Genomic DNA, 20285 nt, shown 5'->3' with positions numbered 1-20285 from the left:
CGGTTTGTATGTTCAGCCTGACTGTCATAGGGTGCGCCCGAGTGACGATCAAGCCGTATAGATAAAGTGAATTGGAGACCCGAATGAATGACGAAAACGACTGGTACGGTCCGGAATCTGCTACATTCGGAGACCGCCTGGCCGGCGCACGAGAAGCCGCGGGAATGACGCAAGCGCAACTGGCGCGGCGCCTTGGGGTCAAAAAGGCAACAATTTCGGATTGGGAAAATGATTTGTCCGAGCCCCGGGCCAACAGGCTGTCAATGATGGCGGGCATGGTCAATGTCTCGATCATGTGGTTGTTGACCGGCGAGGGCGAAGGCATGGATGCGCCCGTGGATGAAGGCGAAGGCGGCATGGAACTGTCCTCGGCCGTGGCCGAACTGCGCGCCATTCGTGCGGAAATGCGCACATGTTCCGAACGCGCAGCGCGTCTGGAAAAGAAAATGCGTCAGATGCTGGAGCAGAAGAATTGAGCGAACCCCGGGATGTGCGCATCAAACGCATGCAAATGCGGTCGATGCGACGCGGCATCAAAGAGATGGACATTATCCTGTCAGCCTATGCCGGTCGCAATCTGGCCGACATGGATACCGCCGGGCTGGATGTCTATGACGCGCTGTTGCATGAAAATGACCAGGACCTTTATCAATGGGTCACAGGGCAGGTGCAGCCTCCGGCGCGATTTGCCAACCTGATTGCAGACATAGCGCAAACCTTTCAGAAATAAGGCAAAGTTCTGTTTAACCGATTTTTCGGAATTTCGGTTCATCGTGTGTCAAACAGCGCGACTGAATCGGAGGGTCGGATGAGTATGGAAATGCAGGTCTCCACACCAGAGACCAAGGGCTTCATAGCCAGCTATCTTGAGGCGTTGGCCCTGGTGGAGCGTCTGCACCGGTTGTTGCTGGATGTCATCAAGGATGAGTTTGAGCGCGTCGGCGTTTTGGAAATCAATGCGGTTCAGGCGTTGTTGCTGTTCAATATCGGTGATCACGAAGTCACGGCAGGCGAACTGAAAAGCCGTGGATACTATCAAGGCAGCAATGTCAGCTATAACCTCAAGAAACTGGTTGAGATGGGCTACATGCACCACCAAAGATGCGAGATTGACCGCCGTTCGGTTCGCGTGCGCCTGACGCCGCAAGGCAGGGAAATCCGCAATATCGTGTCCAAGCTGTTTGCGCGTCACGCAGAAGGTCTGCAAGGCAGGGGGGTGCTTGGGCTTGAAGGCATCGAGGATATCACCAGTTCGCTGCGTCGCGTCGAACGGTATTGGACGGATCAGATACGGTATATTTATTGATCAGTGGCGGGCGTCAGACAGGACAAGGCTGTCCAACTCGCGAAGAAGTTTGCGGGTCATGGCCTCTTCATACGCTTCGAAGCCCAGCGCCACTTCTACGAACGCGTTTGGCCCCAAAATGACCCAGGCTGAATAGTAAGCTGAAAGTTCACCGACCTGAACATATCTCCGATCACCTTCTTTCGGATCGTCGGCGCCGATCACCAGCCCGTTAATTGTGATCCCGTCATGTCGCAAACTGGCTTTCACATCACGTGGATGCGGTCCGATGTTATGTTTGCCATCACCGGACAGATCCAGCGTACGGCGCCAGCACCCCCTTTGCTGATCAAGCAGGGAAGAGCCAAATAACATGGCCGACCCTAGCGCCGTTCCCTGCGGCGCTGCGCTGCGCGAGGTTCGAATCAAACGATCACTGATTGCGATCAGGTCGGCGGGGGACCGTACTTCTGTCCACTCCAGCAGCATCCGTTCATGTCCCCGCTCGCTCCATTCGTAGATCGCCAGACGCAAGGAGGTTGCACCGTCCGACAACATCAGCTGGCTGACTTCGGGGCGGCTCAGGGCCGACGCCAGCCCGTCCAGTTGCAGCCTGTACTCCCGGCTGTCGACCGAACCCGACACATCCAGCCCTAGCGCAAGGGCCTGGCGGCACTCGCCAAGGGCAGGTCCTGAAATCAGGCAAGCCAGAAAGACGATCACGCGACGTATCATGGGCCTTCAATCCGCAATGCTCCGATTTGCAGACCGCTCAGTTCTCGTTTCAGTTTCTTTCGCATGGCGCGCTCGAAATCTTCAAACCCGGTGGCAATTTCCAAAAAGGCGCCGGGCCCGTGCAGGACGTTATTTTCGAAGAAAGGGATCAAGAACAGCTCTCCCTCGAAATCCGCCGCGTTGATCACAAGCCCATTCACGACAGTGTTTTGGAAGGGAAAGTGCCGATAGGCGATCTGCGGCCCATAGCCATCGTTGTTCGTGCCGTCGCCGGACAGGTCAATGGTTTGAAACAAGCATTGCGGCGCTTGCTCCATAAGACTTGCACCGTATGCCAGCGCATAGCCCATAGCTGTTGCCGATCCGCTGTCAGATCGGACGGATTGACTGACCTGACTGGATGCGAACAGCAGATCACCAACGTCATCGATCATTGTCCAGTTCAGGACGACATTTTGGGTTGAGCGGCCACTCCACTCATATACCGCCAGGGCAACGGGCATCGGTGAAGAAAAGAAGGCCTCTTGCACTTCGGGTGCAATCAAGGCGGCGGCTAACCCCTGCCGTTGCAACACATCTTCGGCCTCATCGACTGAAACGGAAATATCCATCGCCAAGGCCAGCGCCAAGCGACATTGCTCGGCCTTGACAGGGCTGGCCTGAACGACCAGCCCAAACGCTATCAGCCAACGGATCACCAGTGACCACTGCTCTCCATGCTGGCCCAGGGTTCGGCTGGTTCGAGTGCTTCGCCATTCTGCAAAAGCTCAACCGAGATATTGTCGGGCGATCGAACGAAAGCCATGCGACCATCCCTTGGCGGGCGATTGATCGTAACGCCGTTGTTCTGAAGATGTTGGCAAACCTCGTAGATATTATCGACACCGTAGGCCAGATGGCCGAAGTGACGGCTGTCGGCGGGCAACTCGTCATCGCCGTCCCAATTGTACGTCAACTCGATCGGCGCGTCTTCTTGTCCCGGAGGGGCCATGAAGATCAGAGAAAATCGCCCGGCTTCACTGTCAAACCGGCGTGTTTCTTTCAGACCCAGAAGCTCGTAAAACGCCATGGATTTTTCCAGATCCTTCACGCGGACCATGGTGTGAAGATATTTCAGCGCCATTTCGGCCATCCTTTTTCGACTCACATTGCCAAGAGCTTAGCGCTCCGCCTCGATGTGTCGATAGAGCCCTCAGCAGCAATTTGTTTTTTGCGTCCGCTGCGGCATATATCGCGGTTCCTGTGCCGGGATCGGCGATATATAGTAGCAGGCGACTCATTGCCAGAAAGGAAGATTCGATGCCGCTGTCCCCTGATCAACAGGCCGAGATCGACGCGCAACGCGCGCAATCGCATCCCACGCGTCGAGTTGTGTCGGCGGGAATGGAAGACCACCTTTACACAGCGCATCAGGTCCTGGATCATGGCTTTGTCCGCGTGATCGACTATATGGGGGACGATGCCGCCATCTGTCAGGCTGCGCGCGTTTCATACGGCAAAGGCACCAAATCCGTCCAGAATGATGAAGGGTTGATCCGGTATCTGATGCGGCACTGGCATTCGACGCCTTTCGAAATGTGCGAAGTCAAATTGCATGTGAAATTGCCAGTATTCGTGGCGCGGCAGTGGATCCGGCACCGGACCGCCAATGTGAATGAATACTCGGCACGGTATTCAATTCTGGATCGCGAGTTTTATATTCCCGCCCCTGAACATGTGGCGGCACAGTCCGAAGTGAACAATCAGGGCCGTGGGGCAACGTTGGAAGGCGAAGAGGCCGCGCGCGTATTGGAAACCCTTAAGGCGGACAGCACACGCTGCTACGACAATTACGAATCCATGATCAGCCAGGACGGGCAACAGGGGCTTGCACGTGAACTGGCCCGCATGAACCTACCCGCAAACGTTTATACGCAGTGGTATTGGAAGGTGGACCTGCACAATCTGTTCCACTTCCTGCGCCTGCGGGCCGACCCGCATGCTCAGTATGAAATTCGCGTTTATGCCGAAGCGATGTGCAAGATCGTCGCTGATTGGGTGCCGTTTGCGTATAAGGCGTTCGAGGATTACCGGCTGGGTGCGGTGAACCTGTCTGCCCAGATGGTCGAAAGCCTGCAACGCATGCTGGCAGGTGAGGCGGTCACGCAGGAAAACTCGGGGATGACAGCGCGCGAATGGCGTGAGTTCGAGGCGATCATTCGTAAATAGAACCGACAAGCTGCATAGCTTTTGTCTATACGTGTCGTCATGGAATTGTTACACTTGTTCCATGGCCCGCGTTTTGCATCTTGCTCTGTTTTGTCTGTTTCTTGGTCTTGCCCTGCCTGCGCAGGCCGAGTCACCCATAGCCGAGGTTTTGTGCGAACCGACGCCCTGGTTGCACCAGAAACTGGAAAGGCAGTTCGGAGCGCGGCGCGTCGCATCGGGTGTTCGCGGGCCGGAACAGATTATGGAAGTCTGGGCAAGTCAGCACGGAGACTGGACCATGGTTGTCACCTACGCGACAGGCACATCCTGCATCGTTGCCATGGGCGAAAACTGGAACACCCACGCCGACGCCAAGCCCGCGCGAGGGTAATGGAACGAAACCGGTGGGGGATGGATAACGGCCGGAAATTGGCCGTCATCCTTAATGATCTACCGCGTGTTTAGCGGGATATTGTTACAGTGGTTTCAAATCAGCTGCCATTTGGCGGCCGTCGCGTCCGTCCTGCAACTCGTACGAAACTTTTTGGTTGTCTGCGAGTCCGGTGAGGCCGGACCGTTCTACGGCCGAGATATGTACAAACACATCTTTGCCCCCTTCGTCAGGGGCAATAAATCCATAGCCTTTGGTGGTATTGAACCATTTCACGGTGCCGGTTGGCATGTCCCGTGTCTCCTTCTACTTACGCATTGTCCCACAAATTGGTGGGGGCTGTGGTCAGCGTCACCACGAAAAAGATGTTTTGGCACTGGCTGAACAGTCCAATTCGTGTGTTTCGCCTTTTTCAACATTGCACGGTGAAGTAAAAAATCAAGAATAACCGCAAGAAGCGGGCAAGATTGCTTAAAATCAAAGCATAGGCAGGAGCGTCAAAGACATGCAACTTTATGGATTGAAAAATTGTGACACCTGTCGCAAAGCATTGAAATCGCTGCCAGACGTCAAATTTTCTGATGTGCGCAGCGACGGCGTTCCGGATTCGGTGCTGTCCCAGGCTTTTGCCGAGTTCGGCAATGACTTGCTTAATACCAGATCGACAACATGGCGCGGATTGGACGAAACCCAGCGTGCCAAGGCCCCTTTGGAGCTTTTGAAAGAGCACCCGACCCTGATGAAACGCCCATTGATCGAAGTCGATGGCAGGCTGTTGTTGGGTTGGACAACTGAAACCCGTGCTCAGCTTGGCATTTCCTGAACGGGTGCTTATCTGCGTGAAAGCAACAATGAGGATTTTCAATGCGTAATGCCGCAATGCTATTGGGTGTAATCGCCGGGTTGATCGGTATGATCGTCGGGTTCTTCGGCTATGCGAAGGTGGTCGTGGTTGAGCATGTCGGCGAGATTGACGGAGTTCTAAGCCAGGTCGACAATCCCGATATGGTGCAAGCCATTTCGATTATCGCGCCCTTGCTTGCAATCGCGGGTGGGGCCATGGCGCCAGCGCGCGCGTTGATAGCCGGGGTTTTGTTGCTGGTGTCAGCGGCTGCAATGTACTACGCGTTCGGCTTTGGTGTTTTCACCATGTTCCCGATCACATTTGCCGGGATCGCCGGGGTACTTGGGCTGGCCGCGGGAAAACCGGACCAGCCCAAGGCGCATTTCTAAGTTACTTAAGGCGCACTATCCGGTCGAGCGAGATAGGCCCTGCGCCGTTGATGACGATCACCAGCATCAGGAAGGTCCACATTGTGCGCTGATCCATCAGGGACGGCGCGGCGTCGAACAGGCTGCCCAGTTTCACGCCATGGCCGGTGACGTCGACAAGGGTCTGCACCCAGATAAAACCGATCATGCCCAAAGCCGCAAGACGCGAGAACAGCCCAACCAGAAGAAGTGCCGGGAGCACAAATTCGGCAACCGTTCCCATGAAGATGACGATGTGTTGGAAGAACGTCATTTGGGACACGTCATACAGAACAGCCTCGGCCGCTTTGGGGAATATCTGACCAAAGGCACCTGCCGAAGGCGAAAAGATCGATCCGTCGATCTTCAGCATGGCCGAGTTCCAGTAATAGACCAGAAGAACCGCAACAAAGACCAGCCGTGCCAGCGTAGGGGTCAACCAGCCAGAGGCAAGGTCCAGTTTTCCCATGGTGTTATTGTAGGTTGAGATCAAAGCAGTCATGTCTCGGGCCTTTCGATAGTCACAGAGGTTATTGCACCGCCCTGCAACAGCAGTGCCAGAGTGGTTCCAAGATCAAATTCAGTCAGTTTGGCAGTCGTTTTTTCATATGCGTCACCGATTGTGTCACCGTCCTGCATACAGGCGATCCAGTCTGCACCACCCGCTGGAAGTGGATTGGGTGTGGGATCGAATTCGGCGCGGGTGATCAACACGTCCTCTGCGCCGGCATTCGGTTTCGGTGCGTTCTCTTCGCTGTTAAATCGCCAGATCGCGAAAATTGGCCAGTCTGAGCGGATCACCTGCATGGCCGGTGCAAACTGCAACCGGGCCTGCATGACCTGTTCGGGTTCGACGGCTAGAACATCTGCCGGTGCAGGTTCGCTGTCGGCGGCGTGGTAGGACTTGCGCAAGGCAATCTCCAACCGGGCCACGTCCGGCAGGTATCCAAGATGGGCAAGTTGGGGCATTCCTGCCAGAAAATCAGGAAACGCCTCGCCATAAAACATCATCAGTGGAGAGGAGGGCGGGTGCTGACGCAGGAATATCCCGGCCAACCCATCCATGTTCTGCGCCCCTATCAATTTGGCAATCACAGGAAACGCCTGATGCATCGCTTCGGTCAGCGACACCGCAACGTTGTTACGGTAAACGCTGAACCTGCGACCGGCCGGTCGCGCACCGCCGTCCAGCAATCCACCGGGAACGGGCGCTGACGCATCCATCATGGCCGCGCGGAATTCAGATTGAGAAACGCTCATACCGGTATCCGGTCCAGTGCGGTTTGCGCGCGAATGGCCTCATCCCGCAGAACGGGCCAATCAGGCACATCAGTGTCCCATTCGATCAGAACGGGTTTTGGCCCCGAACGCTCCAGCACATAATCCAGCAGGGTCCACACCGGATCGACCACTTCACGTCCGTGACTGTCGATCAACAGCGGTTGACCGTGATCGTCTTCATCCTCATCATGGCCGCCAAGGTGGATTTCCGACACCTTCTCAATCGGATAGGTGTCAATATAGCCTTTTGGTGAGAAGTCCAGATTGGTGGCCGAGACAAAGACATTGTTTACGTCCAGCAACAAGCCGCAACCGGTGCGCTTGGCAATCTCCCTCAGAAAATCAGGTTCGGACCAGGTGCTTTCCTCGAAGGCCAGATAGCTGGACGGGTTTTCCAGCAGCATCTGACGCCCGACGGTGTCCTGCACCTGATCGATATGTTCACAAACCCGCGCAAGAGTTTCGTCGGTATAGGGCAGGGGCAGCAGATCGTTGTAGAAATGGCTGTCATGGGTAGACCAGGCCAAATGTTCGGAAAAGCTTGCAGGGTTCAGCCAGCCGACCAGGTGTTTCAACCGGGCCAAATGATCGGAGTCCAGCGCGCCTTCACCACCAATGGACAGGCCAACGCCATGGACTGAGATTGGGAACTTTTCGGAAAGGTGGCGCAGTTGTGCCAAGGGTCGCCCGCCGTCGCCCATATAATTCTCGGCATGGATTTCCAACCATGCGACGGGCTGTGCGTGTTCAAGTATCTGAGCGAAGTGTTGCGGCTTGTAACCAACGCCCGGCGCTGCGGGCAAGCGGTTTGACCGGTGGGTGTCATCCAACATGGGCCAGTTCCTTGATCACGAAAGGGAAAGGGCGGGCGATGGTGCCCGCCCCTTGAAATCGTCAGGCCAGTCTTATGCCGGCAGGTCGCGGTCCAGCGCTTCCAGCGAACCTTTGCGCGGTGTGCCGTTTGCTTCCGCGGGCAATTCGATGTCGGCGCAGGTGCCTGCGTCAACCAAGGTCCATGCGTTGCCCTGATAATCAACGGTCGAGGTGCCCGCGCAGGTGGTGCCGGGGCCTGCGGCACAGTCGTTCTGACCGGCCAGCGATACGCCATAGCACTTTTCTTTTGCCTGTGCGCTTGCTGTGGTTGCGACACCCGATACGGCGGCTGCGACTGCGGTTGCGATAACCAGGGACTTAGCTGTGTTCGACATCTCGGTAATCCTCTTGATGACTGGGTATGTCTGCTTGTGACAATGACAAAGGTAGTGGCTTGGTGGGCAGAGTTGAATTCACGAGCCCGTGTCTCACAAGCGCGTCATGGGGCGGCCTGCCCCCTTGCAGCGTAATACACTGTTTTTGATGAAGAAAGGGTGAAATGTTACAATCCGACCCCTTAGGAGGGGTCGGATTTTTTTGGAAATGGTGCTGTTTGTTACAGCAGATCTGGCGGGGTGGCGGCGTGTGCCAGCTCTTTTGTTACAACATCAAGCGGTTGTACCTGGGTCTGTTTTTCACCCAGTCGCCGCACGCTTACGGTGCGTTCGTCAACTTCGCGGTGACCGACGGCCAGAATTACAGGTACTTTGCCGACCGAATGCTCACGGACCTTATAGTTGATCTTTTCATTGCGGATGTCGGCCTCGGCCCGCACACCCGCAGCACGCAGGGTTTCGACCACTTCGGTGACATAGTCGTCCGCGTCGGACGTGATGGACGCGACGACGACCTGACGCGGGGCCAGCCAGAACGGCAATTTGCCTGCGTGTTCCTCGATCAAGATACCGATGAAGCGTTCGAACGAACCAAGTGTTGCGCGGTGCAGCATGACCGGGCGGTGCTTGGCCCCGTCGGCGCCGATATAGGTGGCATCCAGCCGTTCGGGCAGAACGAAATCGACCTGGAAGGTGCCGCATTGCCAGTCACGCCCGATGGCGTCCGTCAGCACGAATTCCAGTTTCGGACCATAGAATGCACCTTCGCCCGGGTTCAGTTCCGGTTCGATCCCGGCGGCACGGGTGGCGGACAAAAGCGCCGCTTCGGCCTTGTCCCAGACATCGTCCGATCCGGCGCGGGTTTCGGGACGGTCTGAGAACTTCACCGAAAAATCCTCGAATCCCAGATCCTTGTAGATCACACTGAGGAAACGGATGAATTCGGCGGTCTCCGCCTCGATCTGTTCTTCGGTTGAAAAGATGTGGGCGTCGTCCTGCGTGAACCCACGCACCCGCATGATGCCATGCAACGCGCCAGAGGGTTCGTACCGGTTGCACGACCCGAACTCGGCCATGCGCAGCGGCAGGTCGCGATAGGATTTCAGGCCTTGCTTGAAAATCTCGACATGGCAGGGGCAGTTCATCGGTTTGAGCGCGTTGACGGCCTTTTCACGGGCATGTTCCTCGTCCACTTCGACGATGAACATGTTCTCCTGATACTTGTCCCAGTGGCCTGAACGTTCCCACAGTTTCCGGTCAACGACTTGCGGCGTGTTTACCTCAACATACCCACCCTTGCGCTGCTGACGACGCATGTAATCCTGCAACTGGGTGTAGATGGACCAGCCATTGGGGTGCCAGAAGATCTGACCGGGGGCTTCTTCCTGCATGTGAAACAGGTCCATCTCGCGGCCCAGTTTGCGGTGGTCGCGCTTTGCGGCCTCTTCCAGCATATGCAGGTGGTCTTTCAGCTTTTCCTTGCCGGTGAAGGCCACGCCGTAGATGCGTTGCAGCATCGCGCGGTTGCTGTCGCCGCGCCAATAGGCACCGGCGATGGACATCAGCTTGAACGCATCACCGGGAACCTGACCGGTATGTTGCAGATGCGGACCGCGGCACAAATCCTGCCAGTGGCCGTGCCAGTACATGCGCAACGGCTCATCCCCGGGAATGGCTTCGATCAGCTCGACCTTGTAGGGCTCGTTATTGGCCTTGTAGAACTCGATGGCCCGTTCGCGGTCCCAAACCTCGGTGGTGACAGGGTCGCGCTTGTTGATGATCTCTTTCATCTTTTTCTCGATGAGACCAAGATCTTCGGGCGTGAACGGTTCGTCCCGGTCGAAGTCATAATACCAGCCGTTTTCGATAACGGGTCCGATGGTGACCTTGGTCGCAGGCCAGATTTCCTGCACGGCGCGGGCCATGATGTGGGCCAGATCGTGGCGGATCAGCTCGTTGGCCTGGACGTCATCCTTCATGGTGTGGATGGCAATCTGTGCATCGGCTTCGATTGGCCATTGCAGGTCCCAGTGCTTGCCGTCAACGGTGGCTGAGATGGCTTTTTTTGCCAGCGAACTTGAAATATCGGCAGCCACCTGCGCAGGCGTAACCCCTGCGTCATATGAACGTGCATTGCCATCTGGGAAAGTGAGAGAGACGGATTTTGAATCCAGGGCCATGTCGGCTCTCCTCGTCGGTTTGGCGCCCACTGAACGCCCGGTTGCGGGTTATTTGCGTTTGGCTGATGTGGCAGGTGCAGCATTTCCTGTCAAGGGTCGTAGGGGACCGTCACTGACGCCACGACGCCCCGAATTCGGGAATTGCGACCAACGGGCTGCCGTGCATGATGTTACCCAAAGCGTAAGAGGGTTTCATGGCGGCGACGGATTTTCTGGAAACGGCACAAGGGCGGCGACTGGCTTATCACAAGACCGAAGGGGCAGGGCCGACCATCGTTTTTCTGGGTGGGCTCATGTCGGATATGGAAGGCACCAAGGCAGTCCATCTGGAAGCTTGGGCGCAGGCGCGGGGGCGGGCCTTTTTGCGGTTTGATTATTCCGGCCATGGCGAAAGCTCTGGCGCGTTCACGGATGGGTGTATTGGGGATTGGCATGAGGATACTGTCGCTGCGGTCGATGCCTTGACCAAAGGGCCGCTGATCGTTGTCGGCTCGTCCATGGGGGGGTGGCAGGCGCTTTTGCTGGCCAAGGCCATGCCGGACCGGATAGCAGGTATGGTCACGATCGCCGCCGCGCCGGATTTCACGGAAGATGGCTATTGGGCTTCATTCACCGATAACCAGAAAGCCGCCCTGGAAACTGACGGGCATGTCGAGTTGCCGTCCGATTACATGGAACCTTACATCGTTACCAAACGGATGATCGAAGATGGGCGGCAGCGCCTTGTACTGCGCGACACGTTGAACCTGCCGTTCAAGGTTCGTTTCCTACAGGGAACAGCGGATACAGCCGTTTCGACTGAAACGGCCGTTCGGTTGCTGGACCACGCAACAGGGCCGGACATGCAGCTTCTTTTGGTCAAAGATGCCGATCACAGGTTCTCGGATGATGCATGTCTTGGCATGATCGAGGCGGCGGTTCTGGATGTGTTGGGAGACGCGTGATGCGGCGTTTTGGAAGGCTTCTGGGGCGCTTGTTCCTTGCGTTGATTGCCGTCGGTGGCCTTATCTATTGGTTTGGCCCGCGCGAAGAGGTGAACCTGAGCCCAAGCTTTGATCCTCGAAAGTTTGGTGAGGGCGTACAGGTTTATTTCGAAAGCACCGAAGCCGCGTTTGACGATATCGTTCCGGGTGTCGAAAAACGAGTGATCTGGCAGGATGGTTATAACGAGCGGCGCACCCCGTATTCCGTTCTTTACATCCATGGCTTTTCAGCAAGTTCCGAGGAAACCCGGCCAGTGCCGGACCTTGTGGCAGACGCGCTGGGGGCCAATCTGGTTTACACACGCTTGCAAGGTCACGGGCGAACCGGATCAGCCATGGCAGAAGGCACTGCCTCGGGCTGGATGCTGGACACTGCCGAGGGATTGGCAGCCGCACGTGCTGTTGGGGACAAGGTGATCGTGATCTCAACGTCGACCGGTGCGACGCTTGCAGCCGCCGCTGCTTTGGATGCCAGCCTCAGCGAAGACGTTGTCGGCATGGTCTTTGTCTCACCTAATTTTGGGGTCAACACGTCTGCGGCCTGGATCCCCACTTTGCCGTGGGCAAGGGATTGGTTGCCGGTCCTTATGGGGGACGAACGCGATGTATCGGGGCCAAACCCGGAAAAGAACAAGTATTGGTCTACTGTCTATCCGTGGGAGTCGGTCGTTCCGATGTCCGTTCTGGTCGAAAAAGTCTATGCGCTGGATTTCTCGAATGCCCTGGTGCCCGTGCTGTTCTGGTTCTCGGACAACGATCAGGTGGTGCGCCCTGACCGCACACACGAGGTCGCCGAAGCGTGGGGTGCGCCAGCATCCGTCAAATTGGTGACAATGGGCCCCGAGGATGATCCGTCATCTCATGTCATAGCTGGCCGCCTGATGTCGCCAGGGCAGACCGGCGCGGCTGTGGCCGGTATTCTGGATTGGCTAAAAGGGCTGGGGGTGGAATGATGGCAGCCTCGGGTCGAGGGACGATGCGAAAGCCGGGCAGTATGTGGAGCCTTGAGACCTTGGGGCGCGTTCGTCTGTCCCGGTATTTCTTCATGCGCGATTTCCTCTATTCCGAGATCGGGAACTTTCACCAGAAACAGAACATTCCAGACAATCCTGATCTGGCTATCGAGACGGGACGCGCGTTCTGCGAAACTCTGCTGGACCCGCTGGAAGAGACCTTTGGCAGGATCGCTGTGCGCTCAGGCTATCGCTCACCGTCGCTAAACAGGTTTGGCAATGAAAACAAACTGAACTGCGCCCGGAATGATCACCCGTTGGAATGCCACATCTGGGATCGTGGGGACGGGGATGCGCGGATTGCCGGGGCGTCTGTTGTAATTCCGTGGTTTGCAGATCAGCATGCGCAGGGCCGGGATTGGCGGGATCTGGCATGGTGGATGCATGATCACTTGGATTATTCCGAGATCTGGTTTTTTCCGAAACTCTGCTCTTTCAATTTAGTGTGGCGCCCGAAACCGCAGCGCCGGATTGACAGCTACATTGCGCCACGCGGATGCCTGCTGAAACCGGGCGCTGAGCCCGAGGAAAGTGCGGCTTCACGGCGGTCCCGCTATGCTGACTTTCCGGCTTTTCGGGCAATCGCCTATCCGTGACGTTCCGCTTGTTTGAATGTGATAAACTCTCAACCTGACTACAAACCCAAGGGCTCGGATTACCGAGCATATGGAGCCCCCGCGTGATCGAGCCGCTGGTACTGCTACCTGGACTGATGTGCGATGCCCGACTGTATCGCCCTCAGATCGAGGTGTTTTCGCAGACGCGACCCGTAACCGTTGCGCCGCTCTCAGCAGGTGAGCGTATCGAAGAGATCGCCTCGGGTCTATTGGACCAACTTCCACATCGGTTTGCACTGGCTGGTTTAAGCATGGGTGGTGTGGTGGCGTTAGAGCTGATCCGCCGGGCCCCGGAACGTGTGTCACGCCTGTGCCTGATGGCAACTGATGCGCAGGCGGACACGCCTCAAATTGCCGCCGGTCGCGAAGACCTGATCATTGGCGCGCAGGGTGGCCGGTTGGAGGAGGTCATGCGGAAACTTGTGGGGTCCGACACGCTGGCACCGGGCCCGCAGCGTATTCCCATCCTGAACTGCTTGCTGGCAATGGCACAGGATTTGGGTGTTGAAACCTTCGTGCGTCAGATGCGTGCCCTGCAACGACGCCCGGATCAACAGGCCGCATTGCGCCGCATCAAGGTGCCCACGTTGGTTCTGTGCGGTGCGCATGACACTCTGACACCGGTTAAACGACATTCTTTCATGGCAGAGCTCATTCCCGGAGCGGAACTGCTGGTTATTGAAAAGGCCGGTCACTTGCCGACCCTCGAAACGCCCGACATCGTCAATGAGGCGCTGCAAGCCTGGTTGGACGCCTAGCAACGGTTTGATTACTGGAAAAGCGTCGCGCGTTCGGTCTTTGAAATGACAGTTGGCGTCACTACGGGTTTACCGGTTTCTCGGTCGAAAAACGGTGTGTTCTTCCATCGCCCAGACAGGCGCGATCCGACGGCCCTGCGCAACAGTCCAAAAATAGCGGGGCCGGGATTTTCGTGCTTTTGCTTTCCGTTCGGTTGGGGAACAAATCCACGTGTCGTGACGGGCCCAAGCGCCGAAGCACCTCCCGCAACCCTGCCGACGATAACGCCAGCAAACGGGAGTTTCGCGGTTTTGGGCGTTGCCGCCAAAGGTGCGTTACAGCAACTGGCGTACCAACGCAGCATGCCCTTGGGGCTGAGTTGCATCGCCGCAAGATACTGACTTCCGGTGCTGATTTCGATCGCATCCGGTGCGATCTGAAAAATCTCGACAGGCCCAGGTGCCGGGTCAGGTTGCTTGAAATATAGTTGAGCGGCCCGGCAATCGTGGCAGAAACACTCAACATGTGTCCCTTGCTGAACACCGCGGGGTGAAATACGTCCCTGCAAGTTGCCGCATTGGCAGGAAAAGGTGAGGCCATTTTGCGCTGACCCACTCATTTCGGTTAGGCAACCTTGTTGGAATTGGCCGCGCGACGGTTTGGTTTCCGCGTATTTTCGTTCATGAAATCAATCACAAGAGGACGAATGTTGTCGCGCCAGCTGCGGCCTGCGAAGATACCATAGTGACCGGCGCCGGGTTCAACGTGGCTTGCCTTTTTGCTGTCGGGCAGGCCGGTGCACAAATCCAGCGCAGCAATACACTGGCCGGGTGCGGAAATGTCATCATTTGCACCTTCGACAGTCTTCACCGCAACATCGGTAATCTTACTGATGTCCACCTTGTGCCCCGCGACCACGAACTCGTTTCTCGCGATCTCTCGATTCTTAAAGACCCGCTCGACCGTCGAAAGATAGAACTCGGCTGTCATGTCCATAACGGCCAGGTATTCGTCGTAGAAGCGGTTATGCGCATCCTGATCTGAGGCCTCGTCCCGCATGACGCGCTGAATCTGGTCGGAAAACGCTTTGGAGTGACGATCTGCATTCATGGACATGAACGAGGCCAATTGCAGCAGACCCGGATAGACCATACGTCCAACGCCTTTGTACTTGAAGCCAACGCGCTGGATCATTGTTTCTTCCAACTGGCCCATGGTGACGCGACGGCCAAAGTCTGTCACATCGGTCGGCGTTGCGTCCGGATCGACGGGGCCACCAATCAGCGTCAGAGTGCTTGGCTGCGCTTTGGGTTCGATTTCGGCCAGGTATGCCGTTGCGGCCAATGTCAGAGGCGCAGGTTGGCAAACGGCAACAACATGGGTGTCCGGTCCAAGCTCTTTCATAAAATCTACAAGGTAGAGCGTGTAGTCTTCGACATCGAATTTACCTGCGGACACAGGGATATCGCGCGCATTATGCCAATCGGTGATGTAGACTTCGCAATTGACCAGAAGGCTTTTGACCGTCGAGCGCAGCAACGTTGCATAGTGCCCGGACATCGGGGCAACCAACAGCACTTTGCGGGGTTGTTCTTTCCGGCCATTGACGCGGAAATGTACCAGATCACCAAAAGGGCGTTCCAGAACAGTCGTGATTTCAACCAGATGATCCTTGCCATCTTCGCAGGTGAACGTGCGAATACCCCAATCGGGCTTTGCAACCATCCGCTGGAACGTACGCTCGGTAACCTCGCCCCAGGCGGCCATCCAGTTGAATGCGGGGTTCGGCACCATCGAAAACATCGGATAAGACGCCATCGCGCTGGCGGTTGCACCAAGCCATTGGTTGGTGTTTCGCGCAGTTTCCATCAGGTCGTAGGTCATCATATAGCGCATAAACGGGGCCTCCTGAGTGTCAGCCTGATAGTTCGGACCATTCGTCGCTTTGCCCCCCAGCACCCACGACGTTATTCTGCATAGCAGCGAGGTTAGGGGGGAATTGTTAAAATGACAACTAGTGAAGACCACATGCCAGACGTATCCGAAGAACACATTGAACGCCTTAAAGAAAATATGGATAAGGTCGAGAAGTTATCGAAGCGCCTGATTGAGGTCATGGCTGTAAAACGGCCCCACACTCCCGCGCTGGACGGCCCGAATCAAGAGCTTTTCGCACGAGCAGCAAGTGCCTATTGGGCCGAGGCTTGGCAAAATCCCGCCAAATTACTGGAACAGCAGATAGAATTCTGGGGCAAGTCAGTGCTGAACTTTGCCGAGGCGCAGAAAGCGCTGACTGCGTCTGACGCGGAAGACGAAGCACCCAAGCCAGAAGACAAGCGATTTTCGAACCCTCTTTGGGAAACTAACCCCTATTTCCGTCTGATCCGCCAGCAATACCAGACCAATGCGCAAGCGATCGCGCAGGCTGTTGCGTCCGTGGACGATCTGGATGCCAAGGACAAAAGGCGGCTGCAGTATTTCTCGCAACAAATCGTCGACATGATGGCGCCGACAAATTTCCTGGCGACCAACCCGGATGCCTTGCAAAAAGCGGTCGAAACCGAGGGCCAGTCACTGATCAAGGGGTTGGAAAACCTTGTGTCAGATCTTGAGGCCAATAACGGAGAACTGGTCGTCAAACTGGCAGATGAAAGTGCCTTTGAGGTCGGCGGTAACCTGGCGACGACGCCGGGGGAGGTGGTTTTTCGCAACCGGATGATGGAACTGATTCAGTACAAGCCGGCGACCGAAACGGTTTATGAGACTCCGATTGTCCTGTTCCCGCCCTGGATCAACAAGTTCTATATTCTGGACCTGAAAGCCCAGAACAGCATGATCAAATGGATCACCGAGCAGGGATATACCCTGTTTGTTGTGAGCTGGGTCAATCCGGACGAAAGCTATGCCGAAACAGGCATGGAAGACTACATTCAGGATGGTTTCCTGACTGCAATCGAGACGGCCAAGAAGATTTGCAAGGTCAAACAGGTCAACGCTGTGGGGTATTGCATCGCGGGCACCACCCTGAGCCTGACGCTGTCACTGCTGAAACAACGAGGAGACAAGTCGGTCAAATCGGCGACTCTGTTCACCGCATTGACGGATTTTTCCGATCAGGGAGAGTTCACGCCCTTCCTTCAAAACGATTTTATCGACGGAATCGAAGAAGAAGTGAAAAAGGAAGGTGTTCTGCGGTCGTGGATCATGGCGCGCACAATGTCGTTCCTGAGATCACGTGACCTGATTTATGGCCCGGCCATTCGCAGCTATATGATGGGTGAAGTGCCCCCGGCCTTTGATTTGCTGTACTGGAACGGAGACGGGGCCAACCTGCCTGCGAAAATGGCGGTTGAGTACTTGCGTGGGTTATGTCAGCGCAACGAATTCGCCACCGATGGCTTTGAGTTGCTGGGGCATAAGCTGAAGCTTGGTGACGTTGATGTGCCCCTGATGGCCATCACATGCGAAACCGATCACATCGCGGCGTGGAAAGATTGTTATCGCGGTGTGCAAAAGATGGGCTCGCGATCAAAAACTTTCGTGGTTTCCGAGTCGGGTCATATTGCGGGTATCGTGAACCCGCCCAGCAAGAAAAAGTACGGGCATTACACCAACCCGGATTTGAAACCAGACGCCGCCACCTGGTTAAAGGAAGCCGATTTTCATGAAGGGTCATGGTGGCCCATGTGGGATGCTTGGCTGAAGAAACGTTCAGGCAAGCAGGTACCGGCCCGTGAACCGGGCGATTCGAAGCACCCGAGCCTGGCTGCTGCACCCGGAACGTATGTAGTGGCAAAACCAAACGCCTGATTTCATTCTGAAACTTAATTATTTCTGCAGCGCAGCAAAAAAAACTTGCAATGCTGCGTTGCAGCAATCATATTGTCCTCAAGCTGATGAAACCCGGGGTGGGCCCGGACTGGCTAAAAGGATTAAGACAATGGCTAAGACCCAAGACTTTACCGCGATCATGAAAGACATGATGGGTGCATTCCCTGTGGACACAACCGCAATGGAAGGCGCATTCAAATCGACCGCTTCGCTGAACGAAAAGCTGTCGGGCGTTGCTCTGGAAGCCGCTGAGAAATCGGCAGAGATCTCGAGCAAATGGACCAAAGACACGCTGGCCAAACTGACCGAGATGTCGAAAGCCAAGGCAGAGCCTGCCGACTACGCAAAAGCAGCAACCGATTTCGCAAGCGCGTCTGCTGAAGTTGCAGCCGAGAACATGGCCGCTTTCGCAGAAATCGCGAAAAAAGTTCAGACCGAAACCGTCGAACTGCTGATGGCTGCTGGTAAAGAAGCTGCGGAAGAAGCATCCGCCGCTGTAAAAAAAGCAACCAACGACGTGACCACAGCCGCTAAAAAAGCTGCTGCTGCGAAGTAAGAAAAGTCAGCGAAACGCACCCGACCCTCCCTATAGGTGCAATCGCGTTGGGCAGGTCCATTGACCTGCCCTTTCTTTTTGTGCTGCACTCGCATAACCTGTGCTGCAACGCATCATCCTTGGGGAGGGAACCCGGTGTCGGACCAAGAAAAACCGCTGCTGATCAAGCGCTATGCCAGCCGTCGGCTGTATAACACCGAGACCAGCGATTACGTGACGCTCGAAGATATCGCGGGGTTCATCCGCGACGGGCGCGAAGTACAGATTATCGACCTGAAGTCTGGCGACGACCTGACACGGCAGTATCTGCTGCAAATCATTGCCGAACATGAAAGCCGCGGCGAGAATGTGCTGCCTGTCAATGTTCTTAACGACCTGGTGCGCAGTTACATGCTGCCGGGCGGAGGCATGATGCCACAATTCCTGCAAAGCTCGTTCGAGATGCTGCGCGAAAGCCAAAGCAAGATGATGGAAAACATGAATGCCATGAACCCGATGTCTCAGATGCCGGGTTTTGACGCGTTGCAAGCACAGCAGCAGGCATTTTTGAAGGCTATGACAGGTGGGTTGTCTGGCAGATGGTCCTCGCCAGAGAAGGAAAGCGAAAAGTCAAAGCCGAAAGAGGATCTTGACGATATCAAGAAGCAGTTAGCTGAACTACAACAGAAGCTTTCAAAGCTGAATTGAATTGAGCCCGAGTATAAGGCCCACCAATTAAGTGGGCCAGTTTTAGTCTCAGGTGCCGTAGACCGGCATTGGGCCGGTCACTTCGCCGACGGCGGCCAGCAGAATATCCGCGATCACGTCCAGCTCTGCGCGTGTCAGGCGTACGGGCAGTCGGACGTCACACGCTTTCATCAGCATGTCACGTGTTTGCGGCAGCTCGAGCGTTTCCGGCAGGAATTGCCAGTTCCAGAAGGCGCGTGCATTGTCCTGGCTCAGGCCAAAGACCTGAACTTTGACGCCGCGCGCCTCGGCTGCGGCGGCAAATGCGCGAATCTCGTGTTCCTGCAACCCAACCAGATTGAACTGAATCGAATCCGGCGCGCGCTGCTCGGGGGGCAGTGGCGCGGGCACGTCGATATGCGGTGAGGTATTCAAGCGCCCGGCAACATAGTCGTGGTTCGCCAGACCATCGCGGACACGACGGGCCAGTTCCGGGATCTGCGGGCGGATCACAGCGGCGCTCAGGTTGTTTAAACGCAGGTTATAAAGCGGCAGCTTGTTCTGCCAGCGGACGAAGGCCTCTTCCAACTCGGGCGAGTTGTCACCGTGCGGTCCTTTGTGTTTCTTCCAGTTATGTTCGTACGCGCCCGACATGATGACGGCACGGGCCACCAGATCAGCATCGTTTGAGATCAGAATACCGCCTTCGCCCGCATTGATCATCTTGTAGGACTGAAACGAGAAACAGCCGACCTTGCCGATGGTGCCGATATTTTTGCCATGCCAGGTTGTGCCCAGCGAATGTGCGGCGTCTTCGATCACCGGGATGTCACGCGCGTCACACAGCGCCATGATCGCGTCCATATCAGATGTGTGGCCGCGCATGTGGCTGATGATCACCGCCTGAACACTATCCAACTTGGCCTCGAAATCGGCCATGTCGATGCGATAATTCTCACCTACTTCGCACAGAACCGGAATGCAGTCCGCGTGGATGACTGACGAGGGAACCGCCGCAAAAGTGAAGCCGGGGATCAGGACGCGCGCATCGCGCGGCAGACCCAGTGCCTTGAGCGACAGGAACAGCGCAGCAGAGCAGGATGAAACAGCGAGAGCGTATTTTGTGCCCAGCAGTTCGGCAAACTCGGCCTCCAGCAAAGCCACCGGGGCATCTTGCGGGGCGGTATAGCGAAACAAGTCGCCCGACTGCATCAGGGCGTCGATGGCTTCTTTTGCTGCTTCTGGGATGGGTTCGGCGTCATGAACGTTTGGTGGAAGCGTCATATTTGGATTTCCCGAATTCTATCTTTGGTAAAGATAAAGCTATTCAGGTGGCAATCCAAGCCCTCAATCGCCGTGCCAG

26 protein-coding genes are annotated in these 20285 nt (G+C 56.1%); 14 read left to right on the top strand and 12 right to left on the bottom strand.

Annotated features, from left to right (window positions below; translation table 11 throughout):
* The first annotated feature begins 83 nt into the window (after nucleotides 1-83).
* The 3 genes from I9182_RS04905 to I9182_RS04895 all read left to right on the top strand — a co-directional run bounded on the left by I9182_RS04905 (nucleotide 84) and on the right by I9182_RS04895 (nucleotide 1306).
* Nucleotides 84-476: a helix-turn-helix transcriptional regulator gene (locus I9182_RS04905; RefSeq protein WP_209503387.1), complete on the top strand. Its 393-nt coding sequence runs from the start codon at nucleotides 84-86 to the stop codon at nucleotides 474-476.
* Nucleotides 473-730: a succinate dehydrogenase assembly factor 2 gene (locus I9182_RS04900; protein WP_245220393.1), complete on the top strand. Its 258-nt coding sequence runs from the start codon at nucleotides 473-475 to the stop codon at nucleotides 728-730. Before I9182_RS04905 ends, I9182_RS04900 begins: the two co-directional genes overlap by 4 nt.
* Nucleotides 731-814: 84 nt before the next feature.
* Nucleotides 815-1306, top strand: coding sequence for a winged helix DNA-binding protein (locus tag I9182_RS04895; RefSeq protein ID WP_209504857.1), 492 nt, complete (start codon nucleotides 815-817; stop codon nucleotides 1304-1306).
* Here I9182_RS04895 and I9182_RS04890 read toward each other — a convergent pair whose 3' ends face one another.
* The 3 genes from I9182_RS04890 to I9182_RS04880 are packed head-to-tail and all read right to left on the bottom strand — an operon-like array spanning nucleotide 1307 to nucleotide 3143.
* On the bottom strand, nucleotides 1307-2020 hold the full coding sequence (locus I9182_RS04890) for a DUF1194 domain-containing protein (RefSeq protein ID WP_209503391.1): 714 nt from the start codon (nucleotides 2018-2020) through the stop codon (nucleotides 1307-1309).
* Nucleotides 2017-2718: a DUF1194 domain-containing protein gene (locus tag I9182_RS04885; RefSeq protein ID WP_209596915.1), complete on the bottom strand. Its 702-nt coding sequence runs from the start codon at nucleotides 2716-2718 to the stop codon at nucleotides 2017-2019. Before I9182_RS04885 ends, I9182_RS04890 begins: the two co-directional genes overlap by 4 nt.
* Nucleotides 2715-3143, bottom strand: coding sequence for a VOC family protein (locus I9182_RS04880; RefSeq protein WP_209596913.1), 429 nt, complete (start codon nucleotides 3141-3143; stop codon nucleotides 2715-2717). The genes I9182_RS04885 and I9182_RS04880 overlap by 4 nt, the downstream gene beginning before the upstream one ends.
* Before the next feature lie 176 nt (nucleotides 3144-3319).
* Here I9182_RS04880 and thyX point away from each other — a divergent pair, with 176 nt between their 5' ends.
* Both thyX and I9182_RS04870 read left to right on the top strand, forming a co-directional pair.
* Nucleotides 3320-4228, top strand: a complete 909-nt coding sequence (thyX, locus tag I9182_RS04875) for an FAD-dependent thymidylate synthase (RefSeq protein WP_209503397.1) — start codon at nucleotides 3320-3322, stop codon at nucleotides 4226-4228.
* Between the two features lie 61 nt (nucleotides 4229-4289).
* A complete protein-coding gene (locus I9182_RS04870; protein WP_209503398.1) occupies nucleotides 4290-4598 on the top strand; it encodes a hypothetical protein in 309 nt (102 codons plus the stop codon).
* Nucleotides 4599-4682: 84 nt separating this feature from the next.
* On the opposite strand, the gene I9182_RS04865 is transcribed toward I9182_RS04870, so the two are convergent.
* A complete protein-coding gene (locus I9182_RS04865) occupies nucleotides 4683-4889 on the bottom strand; it encodes a cold-shock protein (RefSeq protein ID WP_008758035.1) in 207 nt (68 codons plus the stop codon).
* Nucleotides 4890-5103: 214 nt separating this feature from the next.
* Here I9182_RS04865 and I9182_RS04860 point away from each other — a divergent pair, with 214 nt between their 5' ends.
* A complete protein-coding gene (locus I9182_RS04860; RefSeq protein WP_209596911.1) occupies nucleotides 5104-5421 on the top strand; it encodes an ArsC/Spx/MgsR family protein in 318 nt (105 codons plus the stop codon).
* Between the two features lie 41 nt (nucleotides 5422-5462).
* Nucleotides 5463-5831, top strand: coding sequence for a hypothetical protein (locus I9182_RS04855; RefSeq protein WP_209596910.1), 369 nt, complete (start codon nucleotides 5463-5465; stop codon nucleotides 5829-5831).
* A gap of 1 nt (nucleotide 5832) precedes the next feature.
* On the opposite strand, the gene I9182_RS04850 is transcribed toward I9182_RS04855, so the two are convergent.
* The 5 genes from I9182_RS04850 to thrS all read right to left on the bottom strand — a co-directional run bounded on the left by I9182_RS04850 (nucleotide 5833) and on the right by thrS (nucleotide 10518).
* Nucleotides 5833-6351, bottom strand: coding sequence for a hypothetical protein (locus tag I9182_RS04850; protein ID WP_209596908.1), 519 nt, complete (start codon nucleotides 6349-6351; stop codon nucleotides 5833-5835).
* Nucleotides 6348-7109, bottom strand: a complete 762-nt coding sequence (locus I9182_RS04845) for a DNA-binding domain-containing protein (RefSeq protein WP_209596907.1) — start codon at nucleotides 7107-7109, stop codon at nucleotides 6348-6350. Before I9182_RS04845 ends, I9182_RS04850 begins: the two co-directional genes overlap by 4 nt.
* Nucleotides 7106-7963, bottom strand: a complete 858-nt coding sequence (locus I9182_RS04840; protein ID WP_209596905.1) for a DUF692 domain-containing protein — start codon at nucleotides 7961-7963, stop codon at nucleotides 7106-7108. The genes I9182_RS04845 and I9182_RS04840 overlap by 4 nt, the downstream gene beginning before the upstream one ends.
* Nucleotides 7964-8035: 72 nt before the next feature.
* Nucleotides 8036-8338, bottom strand: a complete 303-nt coding sequence (locus I9182_RS04835) for a DUF2282 domain-containing protein (protein WP_209503410.1) — start codon at nucleotides 8336-8338, stop codon at nucleotides 8036-8038.
* Between the two features lie 221 nt (nucleotides 8339-8559).
* Entirely contained in the window at nucleotides 8560-10518 is a 1959-nt protein-coding gene (gene thrS / locus I9182_RS04830) for a threonine--tRNA ligase (RefSeq protein WP_209503412.1), read from the bottom strand.
* 194 nt (nucleotides 10519-10712) lie between these two features.
* On the opposite strand from thrS, the gene I9182_RS04825 reads away from it, so the two are divergent.
* The 4 genes from I9182_RS04825 (at nucleotide 10713) to I9182_RS04810 (ending at nucleotide 13889) form a co-directional block, all read left to right on the top strand.
* Nucleotides 10713-11462 carry an alpha/beta fold hydrolase gene (locus I9182_RS04825; RefSeq protein ID WP_209596903.1) on the top strand — a complete coding sequence of 250 codons (750 nt, stop codon included), beginning with the start codon at nucleotides 10713-10715 and terminating at the stop codon, nucleotides 11460-11462.
* Complete coding sequence (locus I9182_RS04820; protein WP_209503415.1) at nucleotides 11462-12454, top strand: alpha/beta fold hydrolase; 993 nt, start codon at nucleotides 11462-11464, stop codon at nucleotides 12452-12454. Before I9182_RS04825 ends, I9182_RS04820 begins: the two co-directional genes overlap by 1 nt.
* A 41-nt stretch (nucleotides 12455-12495) precedes the next feature.
* Entirely contained in the window at nucleotides 12496-13110 is a 615-nt protein-coding gene (locus I9182_RS04815; protein WP_209504858.1) for a hypothetical protein, read from the top strand.
* Between the two features lie 83 nt (nucleotides 13111-13193).
* The gene (locus I9182_RS04810; RefSeq protein WP_209596901.1) at nucleotides 13194-13889 is read left to right on the top strand and encodes an alpha/beta fold hydrolase; all 696 of its coding nucleotides are present in this window, start codon (nucleotides 13194-13196) and stop codon (nucleotides 13887-13889) included.
* Between the two features lie 11 nt (nucleotides 13890-13900).
* Here the strand turns inward: I9182_RS04810 and I9182_RS04805 are convergent, their stop codons facing one another.
* Complete coding sequence (locus I9182_RS04805; protein WP_209596899.1) at nucleotides 13901-14488, bottom strand: DUF6151 family protein; 588 nt, start codon at nucleotides 14486-14488, stop codon at nucleotides 13901-13903.
* 5 nt (nucleotides 14489-14493) lie between these two features.
* Complete coding sequence (gene phaZ, locus I9182_RS04800) at nucleotides 14494-15765, bottom strand: polyhydroxyalkanoate depolymerase (protein ID WP_209503422.1); 1272 nt, start codon at nucleotides 15763-15765, stop codon at nucleotides 14494-14496.
* Nucleotides 15766-15876: 111 nt separating this feature from the next.
* On the opposite strand from phaZ, the gene phaC reads away from it, so the two are divergent.
* The 3 genes from phaC (at nucleotide 15877) to phaR (ending at nucleotide 18943) form a co-directional block, all read left to right on the top strand.
* Nucleotides 15877-17679 carry a class I poly(R)-hydroxyalkanoic acid synthase gene (gene phaC, locus I9182_RS04795; RefSeq protein ID WP_209596897.1) on the top strand — a complete coding sequence of 601 codons (1803 nt, stop codon included), beginning with the start codon at nucleotides 15877-15879 and terminating at the stop codon, nucleotides 17677-17679.
* Nucleotides 17680-17809: 130 nt separating this feature from the next.
* Nucleotides 17810-18256 (top strand): phasin family protein, encoded by a 447-nt coding sequence (locus I9182_RS04790; protein WP_209503426.1) that lies wholly within the window; start codon nucleotides 17810-17812, stop codon nucleotides 18254-18256.
* 135 nt (nucleotides 18257-18391) lie between these two features.
* Nucleotides 18392-18943: a polyhydroxyalkanoate synthesis repressor PhaR gene (phaR, locus tag I9182_RS04785; RefSeq protein WP_209503428.1), complete on the top strand. Its 552-nt coding sequence runs from the start codon at nucleotides 18392-18394 to the stop codon at nucleotides 18941-18943.
* A gap of 48 nt (nucleotides 18944-18991) precedes the next feature.
* On the opposite strand, the gene I9182_RS04780 is transcribed toward phaR, so the two are convergent.
* The gene (locus tag I9182_RS04780; RefSeq protein ID WP_209596895.1) at nucleotides 18992-20206 is read right to left on the bottom strand and encodes an aminotransferase class I/II-fold pyridoxal phosphate-dependent enzyme; all 1215 of its coding nucleotides are present in this window, start codon (nucleotides 20204-20206) and stop codon (nucleotides 18992-18994) included.
* Between the last annotated feature and the right edge of the window lie 79 nt (nucleotides 20207-20285).

Origin of the sequence: Ruegeria sp. HKCCSP351, assembly GCF_017872535.1 — a bacterium.
Taxonomy (GTDB): Bacteria; Pseudomonadota; Alphaproteobacteria; order Rhodobacterales; family Rhodobacteraceae; genus Ruegeria.
Note: the sequence above shows the minus strand (reverse complement) of the source record. Positions and strands in the feature narration are given on the sequence as shown.

Coding starts and splice junctions, on each gene's coding strand:
- I9182_RS04905 (WP_209503387.1), top strand. CDS start 84: ATGAATGACGAAAACGACTGGTACGGTCCGGAATCTGCTACATTCGGA.
- I9182_RS04895 (WP_209504857.1), top strand. CDS start 815: ATGGAAATGCAGGTCTCCACACCAGAGACCAAGGGCTTCATAGCCAGC.
- I9182_RS04890 (WP_209503391.1), bottom strand. CDS start 2,020: ATGATACGTCGCGTGATCGTCTTTCTGGCTTGCCTGATTTCAGGACCT.
- I9182_RS04880 (WP_209596913.1), bottom strand. CDS start 3,143: ATGGCGCTGAAATATCTTCACACCATGGTCCGCGTGAAGGATCTGGAA.
- thyX (WP_209503397.1), top strand. CDS start 3,320: ATGCCGCTGTCCCCTGATCAACAGGCCGAGATCGACGCGCAACGCGCG.
- I9182_RS04870 (WP_209503398.1), top strand. CDS start 4,290: ATGGCCCGCGTTTTGCATCTTGCTCTGTTTTGTCTGTTTCTTGGTCTT.
- I9182_RS04865 (WP_008758035.1), bottom strand. CDS start 4,889: ATGCCAACCGGCACCGTGAAATGGTTCAATACCACCAAAGGCTATGGA.
- I9182_RS04860 (WP_209596911.1), top strand. CDS start 5,104: ATGCAACTTTATGGATTGAAAAATTGTGACACCTGTCGCAAAGCATTG.
- I9182_RS04855 (WP_209596910.1), top strand. CDS start 5,463: ATGCGTAATGCCGCAATGCTATTGGGTGTAATCGCCGGGTTGATCGGT.
- I9182_RS04850 (WP_209596908.1), bottom strand. CDS start 6,351: ATGACTGCTTTGATCTCAACCTACAATAACACCATGGGAAAACTGGAC.
- I9182_RS04845 (WP_209596907.1), bottom strand. CDS start 7,109: ATGAGCGTTTCTCAATCTGAATTCCGCGCGGCCATGATGGATGCGTCA.
- I9182_RS04840 (WP_209596905.1), bottom strand. CDS start 7,963: ATGTTGGATGACACCCACCGGTCAAACCGCTTGCCCGCAGCGCCGGGC.
- I9182_RS04835 (WP_209503410.1), bottom strand. CDS start 8,338: ATGTCGAACACAGCTAAGTCCCTGGTTATCGCAACCGCAGTCGCAGCC.
- thrS (WP_209503412.1), bottom strand. CDS start 10,518: ATGGCCCTGGATTCAAAATCCGTCTCTCTCACTTTCCCAGATGGCAAT.
- I9182_RS04825 (WP_209596903.1), top strand. CDS start 10,713: ATGGCGGCGACGGATTTTCTGGAAACGGCACAAGGGCGGCGACTGGCT.
- I9182_RS04820 (WP_209503415.1), top strand. CDS start 11,462: ATGCGGCGTTTTGGAAGGCTTCTGGGGCGCTTGTTCCTTGCGTTGATT.
- I9182_RS04815 (WP_209504858.1), top strand. CDS start 12,496: ATGTGGAGCCTTGAGACCTTGGGGCGCGTTCGTCTGTCCCGGTATTTC.
- I9182_RS04805 (WP_209596899.1), bottom strand. CDS start 14,488: ATGAGTGGGTCAGCGCAAAATGGCCTCACCTTTTCCTGCCAATGCGGC.
- phaZ (WP_209503422.1), bottom strand. CDS start 15,765: ATGCGCTATATGATGACCTACGACCTGATGGAAACTGCGCGAAACACC.
- phaC (WP_209596897.1), top strand. CDS start 15,877: ATGACAACTAGTGAAGACCACATGCCAGACGTATCCGAAGAACACATT.
- I9182_RS04790 (WP_209503426.1), top strand. CDS start 17,810: ATGGCTAAGACCCAAGACTTTACCGCGATCATGAAAGACATGATGGGT.
- I9182_RS04780 (WP_209596895.1), bottom strand. CDS start 20,206: ATGACGCTTCCACCAAACGTTCATGACGCCGAACCCATCCCAGAAGCA.